16 protein-coding genes are annotated in these 22,669 nt (G+C 74.7%); 1 reads left to right on the top strand and 15 read right to left on the bottom strand.

Features of this window, described 5'->3' with window-relative positions; all coding sequences use genetic code 11:
* Positions 1-579: 579 nt before the first annotated feature.
* Together rapZ and uvrC are read right to left on the bottom strand one after the other, a co-directional pair.
* Positions 580-1,482 carry an RNase adapter RapZ gene (gene rapZ / locus HNR12_RS25675; protein WP_179769951.1) on the bottom strand — a complete coding sequence of 301 codons (903 nt, stop codon included), beginning with the start codon at positions 1,480-1,482 and terminating at the stop codon, positions 580-582.
* Positions 1,472-3,679 carry an excinuclease ABC subunit UvrC gene (uvrC, locus tag HNR12_RS25670; RefSeq protein ID WP_179769950.1) on the bottom strand — a complete coding sequence of 736 codons (2,208 nt, stop codon included), beginning with the start codon at positions 3,677-3,679 and terminating at the stop codon, positions 1,472-1,474. Before uvrC ends, rapZ begins: the two co-directional genes overlap by 11 nt.
* A 280-nt stretch (positions 3,680-3,959) precedes the next feature.
* Between uvrC and HNR12_RS25665 the strand changes: the two genes are divergently transcribed.
* On the top strand, positions 3,960-5,168 hold the full coding sequence (locus tag HNR12_RS25665; RefSeq protein ID WP_217782518.1) for a mechanosensitive ion channel family protein: 1,209 nt from the start codon (positions 3,960-3,962) through the stop codon (positions 5,166-5,168).
* Between the two features lie 48 nt (positions 5,169-5,216).
* On the opposite strand, the gene HNR12_RS25660 is transcribed toward HNR12_RS25665, so the two are convergent.
* The 13 genes from HNR12_RS25660 to HNR12_RS25600 form a co-directional block, all read right to left on the bottom strand.
* Positions 5,217-5,654: a Rieske (2Fe-2S) protein gene (locus HNR12_RS25660; protein ID WP_372451119.1), complete on the bottom strand. Its 438-nt coding sequence runs from the start codon at positions 5,652-5,654 to the stop codon at positions 5,217-5,219.
* Positions 5,655-5,746: 92 nt separating this feature from the next.
* Positions 5,747-6,523 carry an RDD family protein gene (locus HNR12_RS25655; protein ID WP_179769949.1) on the bottom strand — a complete coding sequence of 259 codons (777 nt, stop codon included), beginning with the start codon at positions 6,521-6,523 and terminating at the stop codon, positions 5,747-5,749.
* Between the two features lie 76 nt (positions 6,524-6,599).
* The gene (locus tag HNR12_RS25650) at positions 6,600-7,139 is read right to left on the bottom strand and encodes an RDD family protein (RefSeq protein ID WP_179769948.1); all 540 of its coding nucleotides are present in this window, start codon (positions 7,137-7,139) and stop codon (positions 6,600-6,602) included.
* A gap of 56 nt (positions 7,140-7,195) precedes the next feature.
* Positions 7,196-10,030 carry an excinuclease ABC subunit UvrA gene (gene uvrA, locus HNR12_RS25645; RefSeq protein ID WP_179769947.1) on the bottom strand — a complete coding sequence of 945 codons (2,835 nt, stop codon included), beginning with the start codon at positions 10,028-10,030 and terminating at the stop codon, positions 7,196-7,198.
* A gap of 242 nt (positions 10,031-10,272) precedes the next feature.
* Positions 10,273-11,292: a TerC family protein gene (locus tag HNR12_RS25640; protein ID WP_179769946.1), complete on the bottom strand. Its 1,020-nt coding sequence runs from the start codon at positions 11,290-11,292 to the stop codon at positions 10,273-10,275.
* A 233-nt stretch (positions 11,293-11,525) separates the two neighbouring features.
* Complete coding sequence (locus HNR12_RS25635; protein ID WP_179769945.1) at positions 11,526-12,710, bottom strand: glycosyltransferase family 4 protein; 1,185 nt, start codon at positions 12,708-12,710, stop codon at positions 11,526-11,528.
* Between the two features lie 310 nt (positions 12,711-13,020).
* Entirely contained in the window at positions 13,021-14,655 is a 1,635-nt protein-coding gene (gene murJ, locus HNR12_RS25630; RefSeq protein ID WP_338119827.1) for a murein biosynthesis integral membrane protein MurJ, read from the bottom strand.
* Positions 14,656-15,194: 539 nt separating this feature from the next.
* Positions 15,195-16,265, bottom strand: a complete 1,071-nt coding sequence (locus HNR12_RS25625; protein WP_246425174.1) for a hypothetical protein — start codon at positions 16,263-16,265, stop codon at positions 15,195-15,197.
* A 43-nt stretch (positions 16,266-16,308) separates the two neighbouring features.
* Positions 16,309-17,397: a copper transporter gene (locus HNR12_RS25620; protein WP_179769944.1), complete on the bottom strand. Its 1,089-nt coding sequence runs from the start codon at positions 17,395-17,397 to the stop codon at positions 16,309-16,311.
* The gene (steA, locus tag HNR12_RS25615; protein WP_179769943.1) at positions 17,394-18,599 is read right to left on the bottom strand and encodes a putative cytokinetic ring protein SteA; all 1,206 of its coding nucleotides are present in this window, start codon (positions 18,597-18,599) and stop codon (positions 17,394-17,396) included. Before steA ends, HNR12_RS25620 begins: the two co-directional genes overlap by 4 nt.
* 233 nt (positions 18,600-18,832) lie before the next feature.
* Positions 18,833-20,533, bottom strand: a complete 1,701-nt coding sequence (gene recN / locus HNR12_RS25610; RefSeq protein WP_179769942.1) for a DNA repair protein RecN — start codon at positions 20,531-20,533, stop codon at positions 18,833-18,835.
* Between the two features lie 89 nt (positions 20,534-20,622).
* Positions 20,623-21,561, bottom strand: a complete 939-nt coding sequence (locus HNR12_RS25605) for an NAD kinase (protein ID WP_179769941.1) — start codon at positions 21,559-21,561, stop codon at positions 20,623-20,625.
* Between the two features lie 228 nt (positions 21,562-21,789).
* A complete protein-coding gene (locus HNR12_RS25600; RefSeq protein WP_179769940.1) occupies positions 21,790-22,590 on the bottom strand; it encodes a TlyA family RNA methyltransferase in 801 nt (266 codons plus the stop codon).
* Positions 22,591-22,669 lie beyond the last annotated feature (79 nt).

Raw genomic sequence — 22,669 nt, 5'->3', positions numbered from 1 at the left:
GCGCGGCGCTGGTCCCGCGTCTCCCGTCGTCGCTGCCGGGGCTGTTGTCTGACATGTGAGTCTGCGTACCTCGTGTCCCGATCATCGTGGACCGACCGCAGCGGCGATCGGCCGACCGCCGCGTCCATGACGCGCGGCGGCCACCGCGGATTCAGCCAATGCTAGGGCGTACCTGATCGGTACTCGTCCTGCTTCGCGGCTTTCGCACCCCGAATCGCGGCGGTCAGGGTGCCGATCCCCGTTCGCTCCGGGCGCACCGCCGCGGGGCGGGACACGCGCCCGCTCCGGCGCGTCGCGGCGGCGCTGCCGCGCAACCCGGCCACCGGGTGCGCCCGGCGCCACGGGCCGCCGCGGCCACGCGGCCCGGGGAGCCGGACGGCGGGACGGGCGGGGGGCAGCGGGACGGAACCCGGCAACACCCGCAGCCCCCGGCCCCGGTCGCGGCTCCGGCCCGAACCGGCCCAACCCGAACCCCGGAGGCCCCAACCCGGGCCGGCCCCGGTCCGGAACCCGAACGGCCCCACCCGACCCCGACCCGAGCCCGGCGGCCCGACCCGGACCCCACACCCGGCCGCCGGGTCACTCCCGCCCGACGTCGCGGTGCACCACGTGGACCTCGACCCCCTGCTCGCGCAGGCGCTCGCCGAACTGCTCGGCCATGGCCACACTGCGGTGCTTGCCGCCGGTGCAGCCGATCGCCAGGGTCATGTAGTGCTTGCCCTCGCGCTGGTAACCGGAGATGACCAGCCGCAGCACCTCGGCGTAGGAGTCGAGCATCTCCTTGGCACCGGTCTGGGCCAGCACGTACTCGCGAACGGGGGCGTCGCGGCCGTTCATGGCCCGGAGCTCGGGGACCCAGTGCGGGTTGGGCAGGAACCGGCAGTCCAGCACGAGGTCGGCGTCGACCGGCAGGCCGTGCTTGTAGCCGAAGGAGACCACGTTGGCGCGCGGCCGGGCCTCCTCGGCGTCGCCGAAGAAGCCGATCACCTTGGCCTTGAGCTGGTGCACGTTGAGCTGCGAGGTGTCGATCACGAGGTCGGCCTCGCCCCGGATGGCGCGCAGGGTCTCGCGCTCGCGGGAGATGCCGTCGGTGAGCCGGCCGTCGCCCTGTAGCGGGTGCGGGCGGCGCACGCTCTCGAAGCGGCGGACCAGGGTGTCGTCGCCCGCCTCAAGGAACACCACCCGCGCCGCGATGCCGCGTCTGCGCAGCTCCTCGACCGTGGAGAGCAGGTCCTCGGTGAAGGCCATGCTGCGGACGTCGACGACCGCCGCCACCCGCGGCACCGCGCCCTGGGTGCGTCCGGCCAGGTCGATCATCGTGGGCAGCAGCCCCGGCGGCAGGTTGTCGACGACGAACCAGTCCAGGTCCTCCAGCGCCCGCGCCGCGGTGCTGCGGCCCGCGCCCGACATTCCGGTGACGATGACGATCTCGGGCGGGAGTTCCCCGCTGAGGTCGCCGGCCGGCGTCTGGTCATCCCCCATGGTGTTGTCCGTTCCCGTCCGCCGTGCCGCGTTCGACCGTGCCGACGCCGCCCCTGTCATGGTTTCCTTCCTCGCCCGAGAGCCGCGCGTGGATGACCCCCGCCGTGGTCTTGCCGATACCGGGCACCTGCGCGATCTCCTCCTCGGTGGCCGCGGCCAGTCTCTTGACCGAGCCGAAGTGCTTGAGCAGTGCCGTGCGCCGCGCGGGCCCCAGGCCCGGGACGTCGTCCAGCGCGCTGCCGGTGAGCGCCTTGGCCCGCTTCTGCCGGTGGTAGGTGATGGCGAACCGGTGGGCCTCGTCGCGCACGCGCTGCAGGAGGTACAGGCCCTCGCCTGTGCGGGGCAGGATCACCGGGTCCTCGTCGTCGGGGAGCCACACCTCTTCCAGCCGTTTGGCGAGCCCGCACACCGCGATGTCGTCGATGCCCAGTTCGTCGAGCGCGCGCCGCGCCGCCTGCACCTGGGGCCGACCGCCGTCGACCACCACCAGGTTAGGGGGGTAGGCGAACTTGGCGGGCGCCTCGGCGGCGGGGCGCGCCGGGGCGCCGCCCGCGGCCTCGGCCCCGGCCGCGGGGCCCTCGCCGGGGCGTGCGGGGTCCGGTGCCCCGGGCGCCGCCGGACCGGCGCCGCCGGGGGCGGTGTCGCCGGGGGCGGAGCCGCCGGAACCGGCGTCGGCGCCGAGTTCGGCGCCCATGCGGTCGAGTTCGCCGGTGCGGCTGCTCTCCTCCAGGTAGCGGCTGAAGCGGCGCTTGATGACCTCGTGCATGGCCGCGACGTCGTTCTGCTCCGAGCGCCGCGCGGAGTCGCCGCCGACGCCGCCGGCCGCGCCCCGGATGCTGAACCGGCGGTACTCGGACTTGCGCGCCAGGCCGTCCTCGAACACCACCATGGACGCCACCACGTGTTCGCCCATGAGGTTGGAGATGTCGAAGCACTCGATGCGCAGCGGGGCTTCGTCAAGGCCCAGGGCGTCCTGGATCTCGCTGAGCGCGCGGCTGCGGGTGGTGAGGTCGCCGGCCCGCTGGGTCTTGTGCCGGGCCAGGGCCTGTTCGGCGTTCTTGGCGACGGTCTCCAGCAGGGCCTTCTTGTCGCCGCGCTGGGGGACCCGGAGGTCGACGGCGGCGCCGCGCCGCTCGGTGAGCCAGGCGACCACGGCGTCGCGGTCGGCCGGGGGCGCCGAGACCAGGACCTCGCGCGGGATGGCCGCGGTGTCGCCGCCCTCGGGCGAGCCGCCGCGGGGGGCGGGGGCGCCGGAAGTGTCGCCGCTACCGTAGGTCTGGGCGAGGAAGCGCTCCACGAGTTCGCCGGTGGTGACGTCCTCGACCTTGTCGACGACCCAGCCGCGCTGGCCCCGGATGCGCCCGCCGCGCACGTAGAAGACCTGCGCGGCGGCCTCCAACTGGTCCTCGGCGATGGCGATGACGTCGCAGTCGGTGGAGTCGCCCAGCACCACGGCCTGCTTCTCCAGCGCGGTGCGCAGCGCCTGGATGTCGTCGCGGATGCGGGCGGCGCGCTCGTACTCCTGCTCGGCGGCGGCCTCGCGCATGCTCTGCTCCAGGCGGCGGATGAACCGGCTGGTGTCGCCGGCCATGAAGGAGCAGAAGTCCTCGGCCAGGTGGCGGTGCTCCTCGGGGTCGACGCGGCCCACGCACGGGGCGGCGCACTTGCCGATGTAGCCCAGCAGGCAGGGCCGCCCGCTGTTGCGGGCGCTGCGGAACACCCCGGCCGAGCAGGTGCGCACCGGGAAGACCCGCAGCAGGAGGTCGACGGTCTCGCGGATGGCCCAGGCGTGGCCGTAGGGGCCGAAGTAGCGCACCCCCTTGCGCTTGGCGCCGCGCATGACCTGCACGCGCGGGAACTCCTCGTCCATGGTGACGGCGAGGTAGGGGTAGCTCTTGTCGTCGCGGTACTTGACGTTGAAGCGGGGGTCGTACTCCTTGATCCAGGAGTACTCCAACTGCAGGGCCTCGACCTCGGTGCCGACGACGGTCCAGTCGACGTCGGCGGCGGTGGAGACCATGGACTGGGTGCGCGGGTGCAGCCCGGCGAAGTCCTGGAAGTAGGAGGACAGGCGAGCGCGGAGGTTCTTGGCCTTGCCCACGTAGATGACCCGGCCGTGGGAGTCGCGGAAGCGGTACACACCGGGTGAGGTGGGGATCGATCCAGGGCGGGGCCGGAGGTGGGATTGCGCTGCCATGGCTCCATTGTGGTGGGCGGCGGGGGTGCTCGGCCACTCGTCGGGCCGCCTGGGGAAAACCCGGCCGGGCCGCCAGGACCGGGCGCCGCCGCGGCGGCCGCGGCCGGTGCGGCCGTTGGTCCCCGGCGCGCCGGACCGCCGCCGTCTAAGCTGGATCGCGGTTCCACGCGATCCCGCCGCGTGCGCAGTCTCATGTTCCGAATGTCACGATTCAGCATACACATGCCCTAGGTTAGGCGGGTATCGACCGAATTTCCCTAGAGCGAAGGGGACAGTTTCCGTGGATGTCGCACAGTGGATCGGGCTCGGCGTGGCCGTCCTGGTCTCCGTGCTCGTGGTCACGGTGGCGCACTGGCTGCTCACCCACCAGCTCTCCAAGGTCTCACCCCTGGCCGGCCCGCTGGTGAGGCACTGCCGCTACTCCGCCTACGCGGCCGCGGCGGTCATCGGAGTCAACGTCGCCCTGCCCACGCGGCGCGAGATGGAGGACCGCTCCCTCTTCCCCGTCATCGACCACGCCATGACGATCCTGCTGATCGCCACCCTGACGTGGTTCGCCCTCGGTATCGCCTACGCCATCACCGACACCGTCCTGGACCGGCTCGCGGTCAAGAACGCCGACGACGACCACCGCTCGCGGCGCCTGCAGACCCAGGTCCGGCTGCTGCGGCGGGTGGCCGCCACCGTCATCGGCATCCTGGCCGTCGCCGCGATCCTGTTCACGTTCCCCGCCGTGCAGGGCCTGGGCGCCGGGCTCCTCGCCTCGGCCGGCCTGCTGTCGGTCGTCGCCGGTATCGCCGCGCAGTCCACCCTGGGCAACGTGTTCGCCGGCCTCCAATTGGCCTTCAGCGACGCCCTGCGCCTCAACGACATCGTCGTCTTCCAGGGCGAGTGGGGTCGGGTCGAGGAGCTGAGCCTGACCACCGTCACCCTGCGGATGTGGGACGAGCGCCGCCTGGTCGTGCCCGTCTCCCACTTCACGACCAACCCCTTCGAGAACTGGACCAAGCAGGGCGCCTCCATCACCGGCTGGGTGATGCTGCAGGTCGACTGGGCCGTGCCGATCGACAAGATCCGCGAGGAGGTCGGCGAGTACGTCTCCCACCACCCCCTGTGGGACGGCCGCCGCTGGTCGCTGCAGGCCACCGACATCCTGGAGGGCGGCCTGGTGCAGCTGCGCGCGGTGGTCACCACCGCCGACTCCGACGCCCGCTGGGACCTGTGCTGCGACCTGCGCGAGCACCTGATCACCTACATCAACGAGAACTTCCCCGAAGCGCTCCCCCGCCGCCGCACCGAGTTCATCATGCCCGGCGACGAGGAACTGCCCTTCGCCGCGGTCTACACGGAGTCGGCCTACCGCTCCCGCACCGGCCGCGACGGCCACCGCGCGGGCTCCCCCGGCCCCGACGGCGCGCTGGCCGTCAAGGGGTCGAGCGGTTCGGAGACCGACACCCGCCCGGCCGAGGACGGCTCCGACGGCGAGTAGGGCCGGGTGCTCCGGGCGGCGCGGGCGGACCCCGCGGCGCCGCCCGGATCAGCGCGCGGGGGCGTCCTCGTCCAGCGTGATCTCGCCGTTGGCCACCGTGATCGGCAGCTCCCGCAGCGCCTCCACGGCCGGGCCCTTCAGCACGTCGCCGGTGGAGACGTCGAACTCGCTGCCGTGGCACAGGCAGTGGATGGTGCGCTCGACCTCCTGGATCGTGCATCCCGCGTGCGTGCACACGGCGCTGAACGCCTTGAAGTCGCCCTCGGCGGGCTGGGTCAGGACCATCTTGCCGTCGATGACGATCGTGCCACCGCCCACCGGGACCTCGTCGGTGCGGGCGATGACCGTGCCGCGCAGCCGCTCCCAGGGCGCGGGCCCGTCCTGGGGCGAGCCGCAGGCGCTCACGCCGAGCGCGGCCGCCCCCGCGACCCCCGCCGCCCCGAACAACCGCCGCCGGCTCATCCCGCAGGCACTTCCTGCGCACATGGCGCGGCCCCCCTTCAGCACGACCCTGGATTACTACGCACTGTAGTACCTGTGCGGGGGTGCATCGTCCGCGGGGCGGGGTGCGCGGGCGCTCAGTCCGTGCGGACGACCACCGTGGCGGCGATCTTGTCGTGCAGGCCCTGCCGGTTGGGCCGGTCCCACAGCGGCCACAGGTAGCAGGCCAGGATCACCCCGACGCCCACGGTGATGGTCCAGCCGGTGCTGTAGGACACCAGCGTGGGCAGGTTCAGCACGGAGGCGCGGGCGATCATCGACAGCACCGGGATGGGGCCGGGCCGCCCCGCGCCGCGCACCGGGGCGACCTCCAGCCCCATCAGGTGCATGCCCAGGGTGCGGCGCCACCGCTTCACGCAGACGGTCTCGTAGACGACCGACAGCACGAACGTGACGATGCCGTAGACGATCGAGAAGCTGGTCTCGGAGAACCCGCCGCTCAGCGCCTGGGCGCCCGCGAAGGTCAGCGACACGATGAACCCGAGGACCGCGATGGGCAGGGTCACCGCGACGCCGTCGATGACGCGGGCCCACACGCGCCGCCACCAGTCGGCGAGCGGGCGCCGCCCCGAGGGGTCGGCCGCCGGCCCCGCACCGCCCGGCACGGGGCGGTAGGGCGGCAGGGGCTCGTGCGGGAGCGGGACGGCGGCGGGGCCCTCGGCCGCCGGGTAGCGCGGCGGGGCGGCCGCCGGGCCGTCGGGGCCCGGGTAGGGCGGCGGAGCCGCGGCGTGGGGCAGCGGACCGTCGGGGCCCGGGTAGGGCGGTACGTGCCCGCTGGGGGCACCGGCGCCGCCGGCGTGCGGCGCGCTGCGGGGGGACCCGGCCGCGCCGTCATAGGGCGGGGGGTAGCTCATCGGGTCCGGACCTCCTCGGCGACTGCGGTGATCGAGAGTGTCGATTGGTATCGGGGGGTACTGGCGCAGTCCGACCCTACCGCCCGGCCGCCCGGCCCGGACCGGGCGCCGCGCGGCCGGTCCCGCCGCTCACCACGGCGGTTCCGGCGGCCTTGTCCTGCAGGCCGCGGTGGCGCGGGCGGTCGACCAGGGAGGACACGACCGCGTAGACCGACACCACCAGGCCCAGGAAGCTGACCACCGGGACGAAGTTGAGCAGCACCGACACGTACAGGATGGAGGAGCGCTTGAGCACGGCCACCGCGCCCGCGCGCGGCGCGCCCACCACCGGCTCGGCCTCGACCACGCGCAGCCGCAGCAGCAGCTTGCCCGGGGTGGCGCCGTAGACGGCGGTGAAGGCGGCCTCGTAGCCCAGGTAGAGCGCGAACAGCCCCACCGACAGCAGCAGGGTGGGCAGGACGTCCATGCGCAGGGGGTCGTCGGCGCCGGGCACGGTGCTGACCACCGCGGCGGTGACGAGCATGCCGATGGCGCCCAGGACGATTACGTCGACCAGCCGGGCCAGGATGCGGCGGCCGAGTGCGGCCGGCCGTTCGGCGGGGGTGTCCTGGCTCATGGTCGCTGTGCTCCTTTGCTGTCGGCGCGGCGGCCGGGGCGCCGCCGCGCCCGCCGCTAGACGATCTGGGCGAGGAAGTGCCCGGTGTAGGACTCCTCGACCTTGGCGACCTCCTCGGGGGTGCCGGTGGCCACCACGGTGCCGCCGCGCGATCCCCCCTCGGGGCCCATGTCGATGATGTAGTCGGCGGTCTTGATCACGTCGAGGTTGTGCTCGATGACGATGACCGTGTTGCCGCTGTCGGCAAGGCGGTTGAGCACGCCCAGCAGCTTGCGGATGTCCTCGAAGTGCAGGCCGGTGGTGGGCTCGTCCAACACGTAGACGGTACGCCCCGTGGAGCGGCGCTGGAGTTCGGCCGCGAGCTTCACCCGCTGGGCCTCGCCACCGGAGAGGGTGGTGGCGGGCTGGCCCAGCCGCACGTAGCCCAGGCCGACGTCGTTGAGGGTCTGCATGTGCCGGCGGATCGCGGAGATGGGCTCGAAGAAGTCCAGCGCCTCCTCGATCGGCATGTCGAGCACGTCGGCGATGGTCTTGCCCTTGTAGTGGACGTCGAGGGTCTCGCGGTTGTAGCGGGCGCCGTGGCAGACCTCGCAGGGCACGTAGACGTCGGGCAGGAACTGCATCTCGATCTTGATCGTGCCGTCGCCGGCGCACGCCTCGCACCGGCCGCCCTTGATGTTGAACGAGAAGCGGCCCGGCTGGTAGCCGCGCATCTTGGCCTCGGTGGTCTGCGCGAAGAGCTTGCGGATGTGGTCGAAGACCCCGGAGTAGGTGGCCGGGTTGGAGCGCGGGGTGCGGCCGATGGGGCTCTGGTCGACGTGCACGACCTTGTCGACCTGGTTGAGGCCGTTGACGCGGGTGTGGCGGCCGGGCACCGAGCGCGCGCCGTTCAACTCCTTGGCCAGCGCCTTGTACAGGATCTCGTTGACCAGGGTGGACTTGCCCGAGCCCGAGACGCCGGTGACGGCGGTGAACACGCCCAGGGGGAACGCGACGTCGATGTTCTTGAGGTTGTTCTCGCGGGCGCCCTTGACCACGAGTTCGCGGCCCTTGGCGCGCGGCCGGCGGACCTCGGGGACCTCGATGCGGCGGCGCCCGGTGAGGTAGTCGCCGGTCATCGAGGTGGTGCTGTTGAGGAGGTCGTTGACGGTGCCCGAGACGACGACCTCGCCGCCGTGCTCGCCGGCGCCGGGACCGATGTCGACCACCCAGTCGGCGGCGCGGATGGTGTCCTCGTCGTGCTCGACCACGATGAGGGTGTTGCCGATGTCGCGCAGCCGCTGGAGGGTCTCCAGCAGCCGGAAGTTGTCACGCTGGTGCAGGCCGATGGAGGGCTCGTCCAGGACGTAGAGGACGCCCACCAGGCCCGACCCGATCTGGGTGGCCAGGCGGATGCGCTGGGCCTCGCCGCCCGACAGGGAGCCGGCGGACCGCTCCAGGGAGAGGTAGTCCAGGCCGACGTCGAGCAGGAACCCGAGCCGGGCGTTGATCTCCTTGAGCACCTGGGCGGCGATGACCTGCTCGCGCTCGCTCAGCTTGAGGTCGCGCAGGAAGGCGGCGCACTCGCTGAGCGGCAGGGCGCTGACGTCGGCGATGGAGGAGCCGCCCACGGTCACGGCCAGCACCACCGGCTTGAGGCGGCGGCCCTGGCAGCTGGGGCAGGGCACGGTGCGCATGAAGCCTTCGAGGCGCTCGCGCCCGGAGTCGCTCTCGCTCTCGGAGTGGCGGCGCTTCACCCAGGGGATGACGCCCTCGAAGTTGGTGTAGTAGGAGCGGGTGCGGCCGTAGCGGTTGCGGTAGCGCACGTGCACCTGGGTGTCGTGGCCCTCCAGCAGGGCCTTGCGGGCGGCCTTGGGCAGCCGCTCCCAGGGGGTGTCCATGTCGAAGCCGATGGCGTCGCCCACGGCCTGGATGAGGCGGCCGAAGTACTCCAGGGCGTGCCCGCCCGACCACACCGCGATGGCGCCCTCGTTGAGGGTCTTGGCGGGGTCGGGGACCAGGAGTTCGGGGTCGACCTCCATGCGGGTGCCCAGGCCGGCGCAGTCGGGGCAGGCGCCGTAGGGCGAGTTGAAGGAGAAGGACCGCGGCTCCAGCTCCTCGAAGGAGAGGTCGTCGTAGGGGCAGTAGAGGTGCTCGGAGAACACCTTCTCGCGCTCGGGGTTGTCCTCGGGCTCGTCGACGAAGTCGAGCACGATGGTGCCGCCGGCCAGCTGCAGCGCGGTCTCGACGGAGTCGGTGAGCCGCTTCTGGGCGGACCCCTTGACGGTGAGCCGGTCGACCACGACGGAGATGTCGTGCTTCTCGTACTTCTTGAGCGCGGGGGCCTCGTCGAGGCGGACAAGGGTGCCGTCGACCATGGCGCGGGTGAAGCCCTTGGTCTGGAGGTCCTTGAACAGCTCGGTGTACTCGCCCTTGCGGCCGCGCACCACCGGCGCCAGCACCTGGAAGCGGGTGCCCTCGGGGAGCTCCAGGACGCGGTCGACGATCTGCTGGGGGGTCTGGCGGGCGATCTCACGCCCGCACTCGGGGCAGTGCGGCACGCCGATGCGCGCCCACAGCAGGCGCAGGTAGTCGTAGACCTCGGTGATGGTGCCGACGGTGGAGCGGGGGTTGCGGCTGGTGGACTTCTGGTCGATGGAGACCGCCGGGGACAGGCCCTCGATGAAGTCGACGTCGGGCTTGTCCATCTGGCCGAGGAACTGCCGGGCGTAGGCCGACAGCGACTCCACGTAGCGGCGCTGGCCCTCGGCGAAGATGGTGTCGAAGGCCAGGGAGGACTTGCCCGATCCCGACAGCCCCGTGAACACGATCATGGAGTCGCGCGGCAGGTCGAGCTTGACGTCCTTGAGGTTGTGCTCCCGGGCGCCCCGGATCACCAGCTCTTCGGCCATGTGGTTCATCAGCCCTTTCGGGATCGGCTCGCGCGTTCGGCGGCGGGCGGAGGGCCCGGCGCGAGGTTGGCGCGGTGGCATGGGGCAGACCGAGGACGATGGCTCGGTGCCGACCGCGGCGCGGGTCCGGACCTGTCAACGGTAACGAACCGGCCGAGGAGAAACTTCCGCCCCAGGCAGCGCCGCCCCCGGCCCTGGGGCCGGGGGCAACCACTATAGACGAACAGCCGTTCGAGTGCGGGTCACTCGCCGGAACCGCCGCGGACACCGCTTCCGGTGGGCTCGGGCTCCTTGCCCGGCTTCGAACGGGACTGGAACAGGCTGGCCACGACGGTGATGGTCATCACGCCGCAGATGACGCCCAGCGACAGGCCCGTGCTGATCTCGGGCACGGGCACGTGGTTCTCGTGCAGGGCGTGCAGGATCATCTTGATGCCGATGAACACCATGATGGCGGCCAGGCCCCAGCTGATGTAGGCCAGGCGGTCCATCAGGCCGGCCAGCAGGAAGTACAGCTGGCGCAGGCCCAGGAGCGCGAACGCGTTGGCGGTGAACACCAGGTAGGGGTCCTGGGTGAGGCCGAAGATGGCCGGGATGCTGTCGATCGCGAAGATGAGGTCGGTCATGCCGATGGCGACGATGACCATCAGCATCGGGGTGACGTGGCGGCGGCCGTCGAGCTTCACCATCAGCTTGGCGCCGTGGTAGTCGTCGGTCACCGGCCAGATCTTGCGGACCATCCGGACGGCGAAGCTGTCGGTGTAGTCCTTGTCCTCTTCGTCCTGCTTGACGTGGTCGCGGACGATCTTGATCGCCGTGAAGATCAGCAGCGCGCCGAAGGCGTAGAACACCTCGCTGAAGGCGTTGATGGCCTGGGCGCCGATGGCGATGAAGATACCGCGCATGATCAGCGCGATGACGATGCCGACCAGCAGGACCTCGTGCTGGTACTTCCGTGGCACCGCGAAGCTGCTCATGATCAGGTAGAACACGAACAGGTTGTCGACGCTGAGGCTCTTCTCGGTGATGAACCCGGCGAAGTACTCGCCGGCCAAGGTGCCGCCGCCGACATACCAGATGCCGAACCCGAACAGGATCGCGATGCCGATGTAGAAGGCAGCCCACCAGGCCGCCTGCTTCATGCCGAACTCGCGGGGACCGGACTTCTTACTCCAGGGGTGGTCGACGATGGCGAGATCGATTACCAGGATGGCAATCATGCCACCGATTGTGACCAGCCACACCCACAGGGGAACATCCACAGGCTACTCCTCCGGTTCCCATGCCCAAGCGCCGCTGCTGTGGACACACTCAAAGACCGGAGGTCTTTCCCGCCCGTCCGGCAGCCCCGTGTGAGACAGCCGTTAGGACCGACGGCACCGGGTCCGCGCCCGTGCGGACCGTGATGACGACACCGTCGCGTAAGGGATACTCCCCTCACCGCGTACCGCAGGACCCAACGCGTCGCGTTTGAAAATGGTTCCTCGGTCTCCTGTCATGATGCCATCCAAGGTCGTGTCGTGGAACCGTGCTTTGTGCCAGACCAACGTGGCGCACGTCGCATCGGCGTCCCGGACCATCGTGCGGTGAAGCGGGGACGGCCGCCCCCGCCGCGCAGGGTCGCGTAGACGCCGAGTACCTGGTCAAGGACGTCGTCCTCGGTGGGCAGGTGGGCCGCCGCGCGCGCCGCGCGGGTGCGCAGCCGGGCCGCCAGGTCGGGGTCGTCCAGCACCCCGCCCACCGCGCGGGCCAGCGCGTCGGGGTCCTCGGGGGCCACCAGCAGCGCGGACTCGGCGTAGCGGTCGGGGATTCCCCCCACGCAGGTGGCCACCACCGGGAGCTGGGCGCGCAGCGCCTCCATGACCACCAGCGAGGGGCCCTCCCAGCGGCTGGGCAGCACGAACACGTCGGCCGCGGCCAGCAGGTCGGCGACGTCGGCGCGGTGGCCCAGCAGCCGCACCGGCAGTCCGCGCTCGCGGACGGCGGCCTCGGCGCGGGCGCGCAGCGGGCCCTCCCCGGCGACCGCGATGACCGGGCGCGGGGTGCGCGCGCAGATGGCGGGGGCGGCGCGCAGCAGCACGTCGATCCCCTTCTGCGCGGCCAGGCGCGCCACCACCAGCACCAGCGGCCCCTCCCCCGCACCGAGTTCGGCACGCACCAGGTGGGGCGGGCGCCGCAGGGCGGCCAGCGGGGGCGCGGCCACCACGGCCGGGCGCACCCGGCGGGCACCGCCGCGGCGCATGCGCGCCTCCAGGTCGCCGGAGACGGCCAGGACCGCCTCGGCGCGGCGCGCCACCACGCGCTCCAGCACCGGGAACACCAGGCCGGCCGGACCCCGCAGCCGCGGCGGGGCGTTGTGCACGGTCACCGCGAGCGGCGCGGCTCCGGCCAGGGCGCACAGGGCGCCCGCGCGCACGCCGTGGGCGTGCACGACGTCCGCCTTGGCGCACAGCGCGCTGAGGCGCGCGAGCGCGGCGGTGTCGTGGAGCGGACGGGGGGTCCCCCCGATGTCGACCGCCGCGAAGCGGGCGCCGACGGCGGTGAAGCCGAACCGCTCCTCCGTGCCCGCCGGCCCGAGGACCGCCACCCGGTGGCCCCGGGCGGCGAGCCCCTCCGCCAGTGCCCGCACGTGATTGCCCACGCCTCCGCTACTGACCCCGATCACCAATGCGATGCGCATCCGCTCCGCCCTTCCCCTCCGCGTCGCGGCACCCCGCCGCCCGGATCCGGCGTCGTGCCTGGTCATGACCCCTGCATCCGCCCGGACCGGTACCGGAACCGGACGGAATCCACCGCGGCGCGCCCGGGCCGCGGTCGGCGCCGAGGGCCCGCCGGGGCGTCCGGGCGCCGTGGTCGGGTCCCCTGCCCGGGTCGCCGCGAGCCCACCCGGAGCCCGGGCCCGGCGCGGTCGGCGCGCCGCCGGGGCGGCCGGCCTGGGTGCCCGCCGCCCCGGCGGACCGGGCGGGTGCAGGGCCGCCGCGCCCCCGCGCTCACGGAGCGCCGCCGAGGTGGCCGCCGTGCTCGGGCGGGGCGGGGCGCGCGCGGCGCAGCCGGGCCAGGGCGGCGCGGGCCGAGGCCGGGTCCAGTGCCGACGCCGCCACGGCGAAGACCGCCGACGACACGGCGGCGGCCAGGAGGGCGCCGCCGGCCTCGGCGGCCGCGCCCCCGCCGTCGACCAGGGCGGCGGCGCCACCGCCCGCCACCGCGCCCAGGCAGCCGCCCACCACGGCGGCGGCCAGGGCGCGGCCCACCCCGGCCAGAGCCGCGCGGCCGTGGACGGCGAGGGTGGCGGCCACCAGCAGCACGGCGGCCAGGGTCAGCCCGGCGGAGGCGCTCGCGCCCAGCGCCGCGACCGTCCAGGCAGGCGGCACGATGGCGACCAGCACCGCGCCGCAGACCGCGACCCCCACCCACCCGGTGACCTGGGCCGCCGCGGCGGCGCGGCCGTGGTGGGAGGCGTACAGCGCCCGGCTGAGCAGGGCGCCCAGGCCGAACCCGAGCACGCCGGGGGCGTAGGCGACCAGCGCCCGGTGCAGGCCCTGGGGGTCGTGCTGGGCGAACACGGCGGCCACCGGCGCGGCCGCGCCCGCGAGCGCGGCGGCGAGCAGTCCGGCGGCCATCACCAGCGCCCGCGCGCTGCCCGCCAGCGTGGCGGCGAAGCCGTCGCGGTCGCCCTCGCCGTGGCGGACCGACAGAGCGGTGAACGCGCTGGTGGCGATGGGCACCGCCACGATCCCGTAGGGAAGCGTGAAGAGGGTCCAGGCGTAGGTCTGCAGGACCGCCGCTCCCCCGCCGCCCCGGTTGGCCAGGGCGAGGTTGACCAGCAGCACGACCTGCATGGCGGCCGGGGGCAGCAGCGCGGCGGCCGCCAGCGCGCGGGCGCGGCGGCCGGTGCCCGGCGGGAACGTCAGGCGGGGGCGCAGCCGCAGGCGCAGGCGGCGGGCGGGCACCAGCGCGGTGAGCAGGAGCGCGGCGACCCCGGCGGTGGTGCCCGCCGACAGCGCCAGTTCGGCGGGCACGGGCAGCCCGGCGGGGTCGTCGCGGTGGGGTCCGGCCAGCGGCACGAACGCGATGTAGGCGGCGATCACGACGACGCTGGAGACCAGCGGCGCCAGCGCGGGGGCGAGGAAGCGGCGGTGTGCCTGCAGGATGCCGTAGAGCACGGCGGCCAGGCCGTAGAGCAGCACCTGGGGCGCGAAGACGAGGAGGAACCGCGCGGACAGGGCCAGCAGGGCCGCCCGGTCGCATCCGGCGGCGGGCCCGAGCAGCACCGACATGGCGGGCACCGCGAGCGCGGCGGTCGCCGCGCTCAGCGGCACGGCCGCGACGGCCACCCACGTCAGCAGGGCCGAGGCGGTGTGCTCGACGTGCTCGCGCTCGCCCCGGGCGGCGGCCGAGGCGAGCACCGGCACCACCATCCCGGCCACGGCGCCGCCGATGACGGTCTCGAACAGGACGGTGGGGAGCTGGTTGGCGGTGACGTAGGCGGTCCCCAGGCAGGTGTCGCCCACGGTCTGGGAGAACACCAGCGTCCGCCCGAACCCGGCGAGCCGGGCCAGCGCCGTGGCCCCGGCGATGACCACCGCCGCCCCGGCCACCCCCGCACCCAGCCGCAGCGGAGTCACCGCTCCCCCGGCCCGACCCGACCCGCCAACCGCGCGTCCGCGCGCGCGAGGGGGTGGCCCCCGGTGGGGTGGACGCCGGTGCGGACCTGGCCCGCGGTCCCCGCGCACGCGGGGATGGTCCCCAGCGGAGCACGCGTGGCCGCTCGGGCCGGGGATGCGCCCCGCACGCGCGCGGGGAGCGCTCCGGTGCCTCCCCCGCCCTGGTCTTCGGCGCACGGTCTCCCCGCACGCGCGGCGAGCACCGCTCGGACACGGCCCGCGCGGCCGGCCCATCCCCGCGCGTGCGGGAAGCACAGGGCACCGTCGACCTCCGGCATCGGCGTTCGAGGCCCCTGCCAGCGCGCGCGGGGCGCGGGTGCCAGTGCGGAGCCGCCGGCCGGGTGCGTCGACACCCCCGCGCCGCGCCCGTGTTCGGGGCGCTGCGGCGGGTCGGCGGAGGGTAGCGTGCCCGGTGGCCTGGGGCCGCGCGGGCGGGCCGCGGCGGCGGCGCCGGGTGGGCCGGGTGAAGGGGCCCGGGGTGGACAGGTCATGGGCGACCTCTAGTGGTGGGGTTCGCGGGCGCCCCGCTGGCGGGGGACGGTGGGGCGGCGGGCGGGCTGCGGGGTGGGACGCGGCATGGGGGCGGTGGCGGCGACCGGGCCCGGAGGGTCGGCGGGACGGCGGCCGAGGTGGTCGAGGCGGCGCAGGGCCGGGGTGGCCTCGATGACCTCGGTGAAGCTGACGAACTCCGCCGCCAGGGTCAGCCCGGCGACCGCGCCCAGCGCCGCCAGGCGCGCCGGACGGGGCAGCGACGCGGCGGCGGCCGCGCCCAGGGCGGCGCCCAGGGCGTTGGCGCCGCAGTCGCCGAGCATCGCGCGCTCGGCCAGGTCCTCGGGCAGCAGCGCGGCGGCGGCCCCGGCCACCGCCCCCGCCAGGCCCGGGGCCGGACCGGCCAGGGCGGGCGCGGCTACCGCCAGCGCGGCCTTGGCCGCCCGGCCCGGTCGCAGATCGAGCAGGTTGCACAGGTTGGCGGTGGCGGCGATCAGCGCACCGTCGAGCAGGAGGTCGCCGGGGCGGCGCCGGCCCGAAAGCGCCGCGGCGGCCACGCCGGTGGCGCCGATCCCGGCGACCTTGACGGTGCCGGTGGTGAGGCGGCCCCGGGTGAGCGCGCCGAGGTGGCCGGCGAACCCGCGCGCGGTCGGCTCACCGGCGAGGTCGTCGTAGGCGCCGAAGACGGCCCCGCCCGCGGCGGCCATGACCGCGGCGGCGCGCAAACGCCGGGGCGTGCGGGGCGCCAGCGCGGCGCCGGCGCACAGCCCGAAGGCCAGGGCGGGGCCTTCGAGCAGGGTGACCTCGGCCCCTCGGTGGTTGGTCCGCGCCCACACGTCGCGCGACCGCTGCCGGGTGTGGAAGACGTCCTCGACCCGGCCCGCCTGGCGCGGGCTGACGAGCAGCCGGTAGGCGGTGCGGGCCGCTGCCGCGCCCAGCGCGGCGGAGGCCGCCCCGCCGCCCAGCCGCGCGAGGGCGGCGGGTGATCCGGGGGCCGCGGGCCTGCGGTGCGCGCGCCGGACGGCTGCGATGCCGCGCGGACGGGGCGCGGCGGGAGCCCACGCGGGCGGGAGCACGGCCATGGCGCGGTGTCCTTCCTGGCGGGTCGGCTGTCCGGTGAGCGGGCTATCCGGTGGGGTGGTCGCGGTCGGGGCGGGGCCGGGGCGCGGCCTTGCGGTCCTGGGCGGGGTCGGCCTCGTCGGTGGGCTCCGCCTCCTCCTCGGCGCGCGGCGCGGGCAGGGGGTCGGGCAGGAAGCCGTCGGTGCCCTCGGCGGTGCCGTAGGCGCCGGTGCGGCCCTGGGCGGCGGCGGCCACCACGAGCGCGGCGGCGACGTCGCCGGAGGCGCGGCCGGCGGAGTCGACGGTGCTGTAGGGCACCTGCTCGGCGCGGGCGCGGCCGACGAGTCCGCCGGGTCCGACCGAGGTGGTGCCGCCCACCAGCACGGCGGCCTCGGCGGCCTCGTGCAGGCCGCCCGCCACGGCGAGCATGATGTCGTTGCCGGTGGGCGCGTCGGTGCCGCCGGGTGCGGTGGAGGACGCGGCGGTGGCGGTGTCGGCGGCGAACGGTTCAGAGGGCGCCAGGACCACGGCGATGCGGGCGGCCTGGGCGGGTTCGCCGTGCACGGTCACCAGCCCGCCCTCGGCGAACGCGGCCAGCGCGGCCTCGGCGTCGAAGGCGGTGGTGTCCTTGCCGTCGGGGTCCTCGGTGCCGGTGACCTCGGGCACCAGGACGGCGTGGGCCAGCAGGGAGCCCGCGCGGGTGTGGGCGGCGCCTTCAGGCAGGTCGGCCCCTGCGGCGAGCTGGTCGGTGAGTTCGCCGACGAAGGCGGACTGGTCGGGGTCGAGGTAGGCGTCGGTGAGGACGACGCGGCCGGCGACCTCGCCGCCGGCCTGCTCGATGCGTTCGACCACGCCCGAGCGGAGGTCCTCGTGCACGCCGGGGGCCTCCACGACGGCCACGCCGACGCCGCTGAGGCGGTCGCGCAGCGCGTCCTCGGCGGTGGCGTCGGCGAGCTGGTCGACGCCGGTGCCGTAGCGCTCGGTGACGTCCTTCTCCGAGCGGAGCCGGTCGGACTCCTCGCGCAGTGCCGAGGTCTCGTCCTTGAGGGCGTTGAGCAGCGGGTCCTGGAGCATGGTGGTGCCCAGGACGATGCCCACGGCCAGCGCCAGGAAGACGGCGACGATGGACACCAGGTGGTAGCGGAAGTCGATCACGTCAGCAGTCCCGTGAACCAGTAGAGGAACGCGTCCCAGCGCGCGGCGATGGACGTGCGGTAGACGACGCCGGCCGGTGAGCTGTAGGCGGCCACGACGACGGTGAGCAGGGAGGCCGCCACCAGGAGCAGCAGCGCCCAGGGCGAGATGCGGTTGCGGTAGAGGCGGCTGACGCCCTTGGCGTCGACGAGCTTGCCGCCCACCCGCAGCCGGGTGAGGAAGGTGCTGGCCATGCCGGCGCGGCCCTTGTCGAGGAACTCCTCCAGGGTGGCGTGGGTGCCCACCGCGGCGATCAGCTCGGCGCCGGAGTCGTCGGCGAGCATCATGGCGACGTCCTCGCTGGTGCCGGCGGCGGGGAAGACGACGGCGTCGTGGCCGAGGTCGTGCACCCGCTTGAGGCCGGGCGCGCGGCCGTCGCGGTAGGCGTGCACGACGAGTTCGGCGCCGCAGGTGAGGGCGTGGTCGGAGACGGAGTCGAAGTCGCCGACGATGATGTCGGGGCGGTAGCCGGCCTCCAGCAGGGCGTCGGCGCCGCCGTCGACCCCCATGAGCACGGGCCGGTACTCGCGGATGTAGGAGCGCAGCGCGGCGAGGTCCTCGCGGTAGTGGTAGCCGCGCACGACGATGAGGACGTGGCGGCCCTCGATGCGGGTGGCGATCTCGGGCACGCCCACACCGTCGAGGAGGAGTTCGCGTTCGCGCCGCAGGTACTCCATGGTGTTGGCGGCGAACGCCTCCAGCTGCACCGACAGCCCGGCCCGCGCCTGGGCCATGGCGGCGTCGACGGCGGCGGAGTCCTGCACCACGCCCTTGGCCAGCGGGGTGTCGCCCCGGTAGAGGACGCCGCCCTCCAGCCGCAGGACCTCGCCCTCGCGGACGCGGGCGAAGACCTCGGGGCCGACCTGGTCGACCACGGGGATACCGGCCTCGACCAGGAGGCGGGGACCGAGGTTGGGGTAGCGCCCGCTGATGCCCTTGGCGGCGTTGACGACGGCCGCCGCGCCGCGTTCGACCAGGGCCTCGGCGCTGACGCGGTCGAGGTCGACGTGGTCGATGACGGCGATGTCGCCGGGGCGCAGCCGTTTGGTGAGGTCCTTGGTGCGGCGGTCGCAGCGTACGGGCGCGGTGACGCCGGAGGCGGTGCCGCCGCGCGGACGGCGCGCGCGGACCAGCCGCGCGCCGATCGCTTCGGGGACCTTCATCGCTCGCACCGTCCCAGGCCTGCGCCGTTGGAGTGACAGGAGCGTTACACAGTGTGATCGCAACAGGGCGCACGAGCCCCCGTGCCACACACCGTGTGCCGCATTCGCCACCCTAGGCGCTGAAGTGCTCACCGTGCGCGCACGACACCAGAGTTGTGGACAACCGGGGCGCAACCGCCCGCCCGCGCCGCGGCGGCCCCGGCCGGGCCTGGGGGGACGCGGGGGGCGGACGGTCAGTCGCCGCGGTCGGCGGCGGCGATGGTCAGCAGCTCCTCGGCGTGGGCGCGGCCCAGCTCGGAGTCCTCCAGCCCGGCCAGCATGCGCGACAGCTCGCGGGTGCGGCCGTCGCGGTCCAGGCGGGTCACGCCGCTCTCGGTGACGGTGCCGTCGTTGGACTTCTCGACCACCAGGTGGGCGTCGGCGAAGGCGGCCACCTGGGGCAGGTGGGTGACGACGATGACCTGGGCGCGGCGCGCCAGCCGGGCCAGCCGGCGGCCGATCTCGACGGCGGCCTTGCCGCCGACGCCGGCGTCGACCTCGTCGAAGACGAACGTGGGCACGGGGTCGGCCCCGGCGAAGACGACCTCGATGGCGAGCATGACGCGGGACAGCTCGCCGCCGGAGGCGCCCTTGTGCAGCGGCAGCGGCGGTGCGCTGGGGTGCGGCGCGAGCAGCACCTCGACGTCGTCGCGCCCGTGCGGGCCGAACTCGGTCCCGGTGGTGATCCGGACGCTGACGCGGGCGTGCGGCATGGCCAGCGCGGTCAGCTCCTCGGTGACGGCGGCGCCGAAGGCGTCGGCGGCCTCGGTGCGCACGGCCGTGAGGGTGTCGGCCAGCTCGGCGAGCCGGGCGCCGAGTTCGGCCTCCTCGGCGCGCAGCGCGTCGATGCGGTCGTCGTCGCCCTCCAGCTCGGCCAGCCGCTTGGCGGCGTCCTCGGCCCAGGCCAGGACGTCGTCGGTGGTGGCGCCGTACTTGCGGGAGAGCTGGGTGAGCAGGGCGCGGCGCTCCTGGACGGCGGCCAGCCGGGCGGGGTCGGCCTCGACCGACTCGGCGTAGGAGGCCAGCTCGGTGGCGGCGTCGGTGAGGACGTAGCCGACCTCGTCCAGGCGGTCGGCGATGGCGGCCAGGGCGGTGTCGTGCTCGCGCACCGCCGTGAGGGCCTGGCGGGCGGCGGCCAGCAGCCCGACCACGTCGGCCTGCACCTCGGCGGTGGGGTCGCCGGTCAGCGCCTCGTTGGCGGTGGTGGCCGCGATGCGCAGGGAGTCGGCGTGGGCCAGCCGGGTCTCCTCGGCCAGGAGTTCGGCGTCCTCGCCGGGCACCGGCTCGGCGGCGGCGATCTCCTCGACGCCGAAACGGAGCAGGTCGGCCTCCTGGGCGCGTTCGCGGGCCTGGGTGGTCAACTCCTCCAGCGCGGCGCAGACCTCGCGGTGGCGGCGGTAGGCCACGGTGTAGGCGTTGAGGGTGCGCGAGAGGGCCTCGCCAGCGTAGCGGTCCAGGGCCGCGCGCTGGCGCTCGGGGCGCAGCAGCCGCTGCTGGTCGGACTGGCCGTGCACCGCGACCAGGTCGTCGGCGAGGTAGGCCAGCACGCTGACCGGGGCCGACCGGCCGCCCAGGGTGGCGCGGGAGCGGCCCTCGGCGGAGACCGAGCGGGTGATGATGAGGACGTCGTCGTCGAGTTCGCCGCCGGCCTCGGCGACGCGCTCGGCGACGCGGCCCTCGGCGGGCACGGTCAGGCGGCCCTCGACAACGGCGCGGTCGGCGCCCGGGCGGACCCGCTGGGGGTCGGCGCGCCCGCCGAAGAGCAGCCCCAGGCCGGTCACCACCATGGTCTTGCCCGCGCCGGTCTCACCCGTGACGACGGTGAGGCCGGGCGACAGCTCCAGCACGGCGTCGTCGATGACGCCCAGTCCTTGGATGCGGACTTCTTCGAGCACCGGATCCTCTCCTGCTCACCTTCTGGTGTCCTCGGTCTCGGCGCGCCGACCAGGCCGGTCCGGGCGCGCCGCCGTTGCCCCGGCTCGGTCTACAGGTCGCGTTCGGCGCGCCCGCGCCAGCCGGCGACGGGCAGGGCGAACTTGGCGACCAGCCGGTCGGTGAACGGCGCCCGCTGCAGGCGCGCCAGGCGGACGGGCACATCGGAGCGGGTCACCTCGATACGCGCCCCTGCGGGCAATTCGACCATACGGCGTCCATCGCACCAGAGCACGCCCGCCGTGGTGTCGGGGACGATCTCGAAGGCCACGGTGGACTCCGGCGAGACGACGATGGGCCGCGCGAACAGCGCGTGGGCACTGATCGGGACGACCACCAGCGCCTCCACCTCGGGCCAGACGATCGGCCCTCCGGCGGAGAACGCGTGCGCCGTGGACCCCGTGGGTGTGGCGCACACCACACCGTCGCAGCCCCAGCGGGACAGCGGGCGGTCGTCGATCTCCAGCACCATGTCGAGCATCCGGCGGGAGTTGGCCTTCTCCAGGGTGGCCTCGTTCAGGGCCCAGGTGCGCACCGGCGGCGCGGTGCCGTGGCGGCCGCCGTTGAACACGGCGACGTCGAGGGTCATGCGCTCCTCGACCTCATAGGCGCGGTCCACGACGCTGCGGACGGTGGAGGTGAGGTCCTCGCGCTCGGCCTCGGCGAGGAACCCGACGTGGCCGAGGTTGACGCCCAGCAGCGGCGCGCCGGCCGGGCGCGCGATCTCGGCGGCGCGCAGCAGCGTGCCGTCGCCGCCCAGCACCAGGACCAACTCCACCCCGGCGGCGGCGTCGACCCCGCCGACCGCCTCGACGGGGTCGAGGTGGCAGCCGGCCAGCTTCAGCTCGTCGACCTCGGAGGCGAGCATCCGGACCGTCAGCCCGGCCTCGGTGAGGTTGCGGTGGACCAGTTGGGCGCTGCGGGTGGCCGCGGGGCGGCCGGTGTGCACGAGCAGCAGCACGCTGCGTCCGTCCTGGCCGGGGCTGGTCATCGCTGTCTCCGTACTATCGGGTGGCCGGGCGGGCAGGCCGCCGGGGCCTGGACCGATCGGGCCGGTTCGTCGTGGCGGCGGCGCCGGGGGCGGACCGCGCGGCCGGGGGCGACCGCCGAGCCACGCTACCCGCCCGCGCGGCGCGCATCTCCTCCGACGTTATCGACTCCGGCCGACACCGGGAGGCCGCCGCCGCGGCGCTACGGCCGCGCGGGCGGCGGGGCCCGGCTATTGCGGCCCCTCCTCGATGGCGCGGGCCAGCCGGTCCTCGGCCAGCGGCCCGGCGCCGGCGCGCAGCCACAGGAAGTACTCCACGTTGCCCGAGGGGCCCGGCAGCGGGCTGGCGGTGACGTCGGCGGTGCCCAGGCCCAGGGTGGCGGCGTGGCCGGCGACGGTGCGCACGGCGTCGGCGCGCAGCGCGGGGTCGCGCACCACGCCGCCCGCGCCGACGCGGTCGCGGCCCACCTCGAACTGCGGCTTGACCATGAGGGCGAAGTCGGCGCCGGGGTCGGCGCAGCGGACCAGCGGCGCGAGGACCAGGGTCAGGGAGATGAAGGAGAGGTCGCCGACGACGAGCGTGGGCAGGGGGTCGCCGACCTCTTCGGGGGTGAGTTCGCGGACGTTGCGGCGCTCCATGACGGTGACCCGGTCGTCGGCCCTCAGCGACCAGGCGAGCTGGCCGTAGCCGACGTCCACGGCCACCACCTGGGCCGCGCCCCGGCGCAGCAGGACGTCGGTGAAGCCGCCGGTGGAGGCTCCGGCGTCGAGGCAGCGGCGGCCCGCGGGGTCGATGCCGAAGGCGTCGAGGGCGCCGACCAGCTTGTGGGCGCCGCGCGAGACGTAGCCGGGGTCGGTGTCGGGGGCCTTGACGACGATGGCCTGGTCGGTGCCGACCTGCGTGGCGGGCTTGCTCGCGGGAACGCCGCCGACCAGGACGTGGCCGCCCTCGATCAGCTCCCCGGCGTGCCCGCGCGAGCGGGCGTGCCCGCGACGGACGAGTTCGGAGTCGAGTCGAGCGCGCCTAGCCACGGCGAACCCGCCCACGGACCATGGGCCGCACCTTGCACATGGCCCCACCTTAACGGCCCGAACCGACCCGGCCGCGCCC

It is taken from the genome of Streptomonospora nanhaiensis, from assembly GCF_013410565.1.
GTDB classification, from domain to species: domain Bacteria; phylum Actinomycetota; class Actinomycetes; order Streptosporangiales; family Streptosporangiaceae; genus Streptomonospora; species Streptomonospora nanhaiensis.
This window is presented reverse-complemented; position numbering and strand designations above follow the sequence as displayed.

What these genes read in the sequence shown, in the direction of transcription:
- uvrC (WP_179769950.1), bottom strand. Translation starts at nt 3,679, where the DNA reads ATGGCAGCGCAATCCCACCTCCGGCCCCGCCCTGGATCGATCCCCACC.
- HNR12_RS25605 (WP_179769941.1), bottom strand. Translation starts at nt 21,561, where the DNA reads ATGACCAGCCCCGGCCAGGACGGACGCAGCGTGCTGCTGCTCGTGCAC.
- HNR12_RS25625 (WP_246425174.1), bottom strand. Translation starts at nt 16,265, where the DNA reads ATGGCCGTGCTCCCGCCCGCGTGGGCTCCCGCCGCGCCCCGTCCGCGC.
- HNR12_RS25650 (WP_179769948.1), bottom strand. Translation starts at nt 7,139, where the DNA reads ATGAGCCAGGACACCCCCGCCGAACGGCCGGCCGCACTCGGCCGCCGC.
- rapZ (WP_179769951.1), bottom strand. Translation starts at nt 1,482, where the DNA reads ATGGGGGATGACCAGACGCCGGCCGGCGACCTCAGCGGGGAACTCCCG.
- HNR12_RS25635 (WP_179769945.1), bottom strand. Translation starts at nt 12,710, where the DNA reads ATGCGCATCGCATTGGTGATCGGGGTCAGTAGCGGAGGCGTGGGCAAT.
- HNR12_RS25660 (WP_372451119.1), bottom strand. Translation starts at nt 5,654, where the DNA reads ATGTGCGCAGGAAGTGCCTGCGGGATGAGCCGGCGGCGGTTGTTCGGG.
- steA (WP_179769943.1), bottom strand. Translation starts at nt 18,599, where the DNA reads ATGAAGGTCCCCGAAGCGATCGGCGCGCGGCTGGTCCGCGCGCGCCGT.
- HNR12_RS25655 (WP_179769949.1), bottom strand. Translation starts at nt 6,523, where the DNA reads ATGAGCTACCCCCCGCCCTATGACGGCGCGGCCGGGTCCCCCCGCAGC.
- uvrA (WP_179769947.1), bottom strand. Translation starts at nt 10,030, where the DNA reads ATGGCCGAAGAGCTGGTGATCCGGGGCGCCCGGGAGCACAACCTCAAG.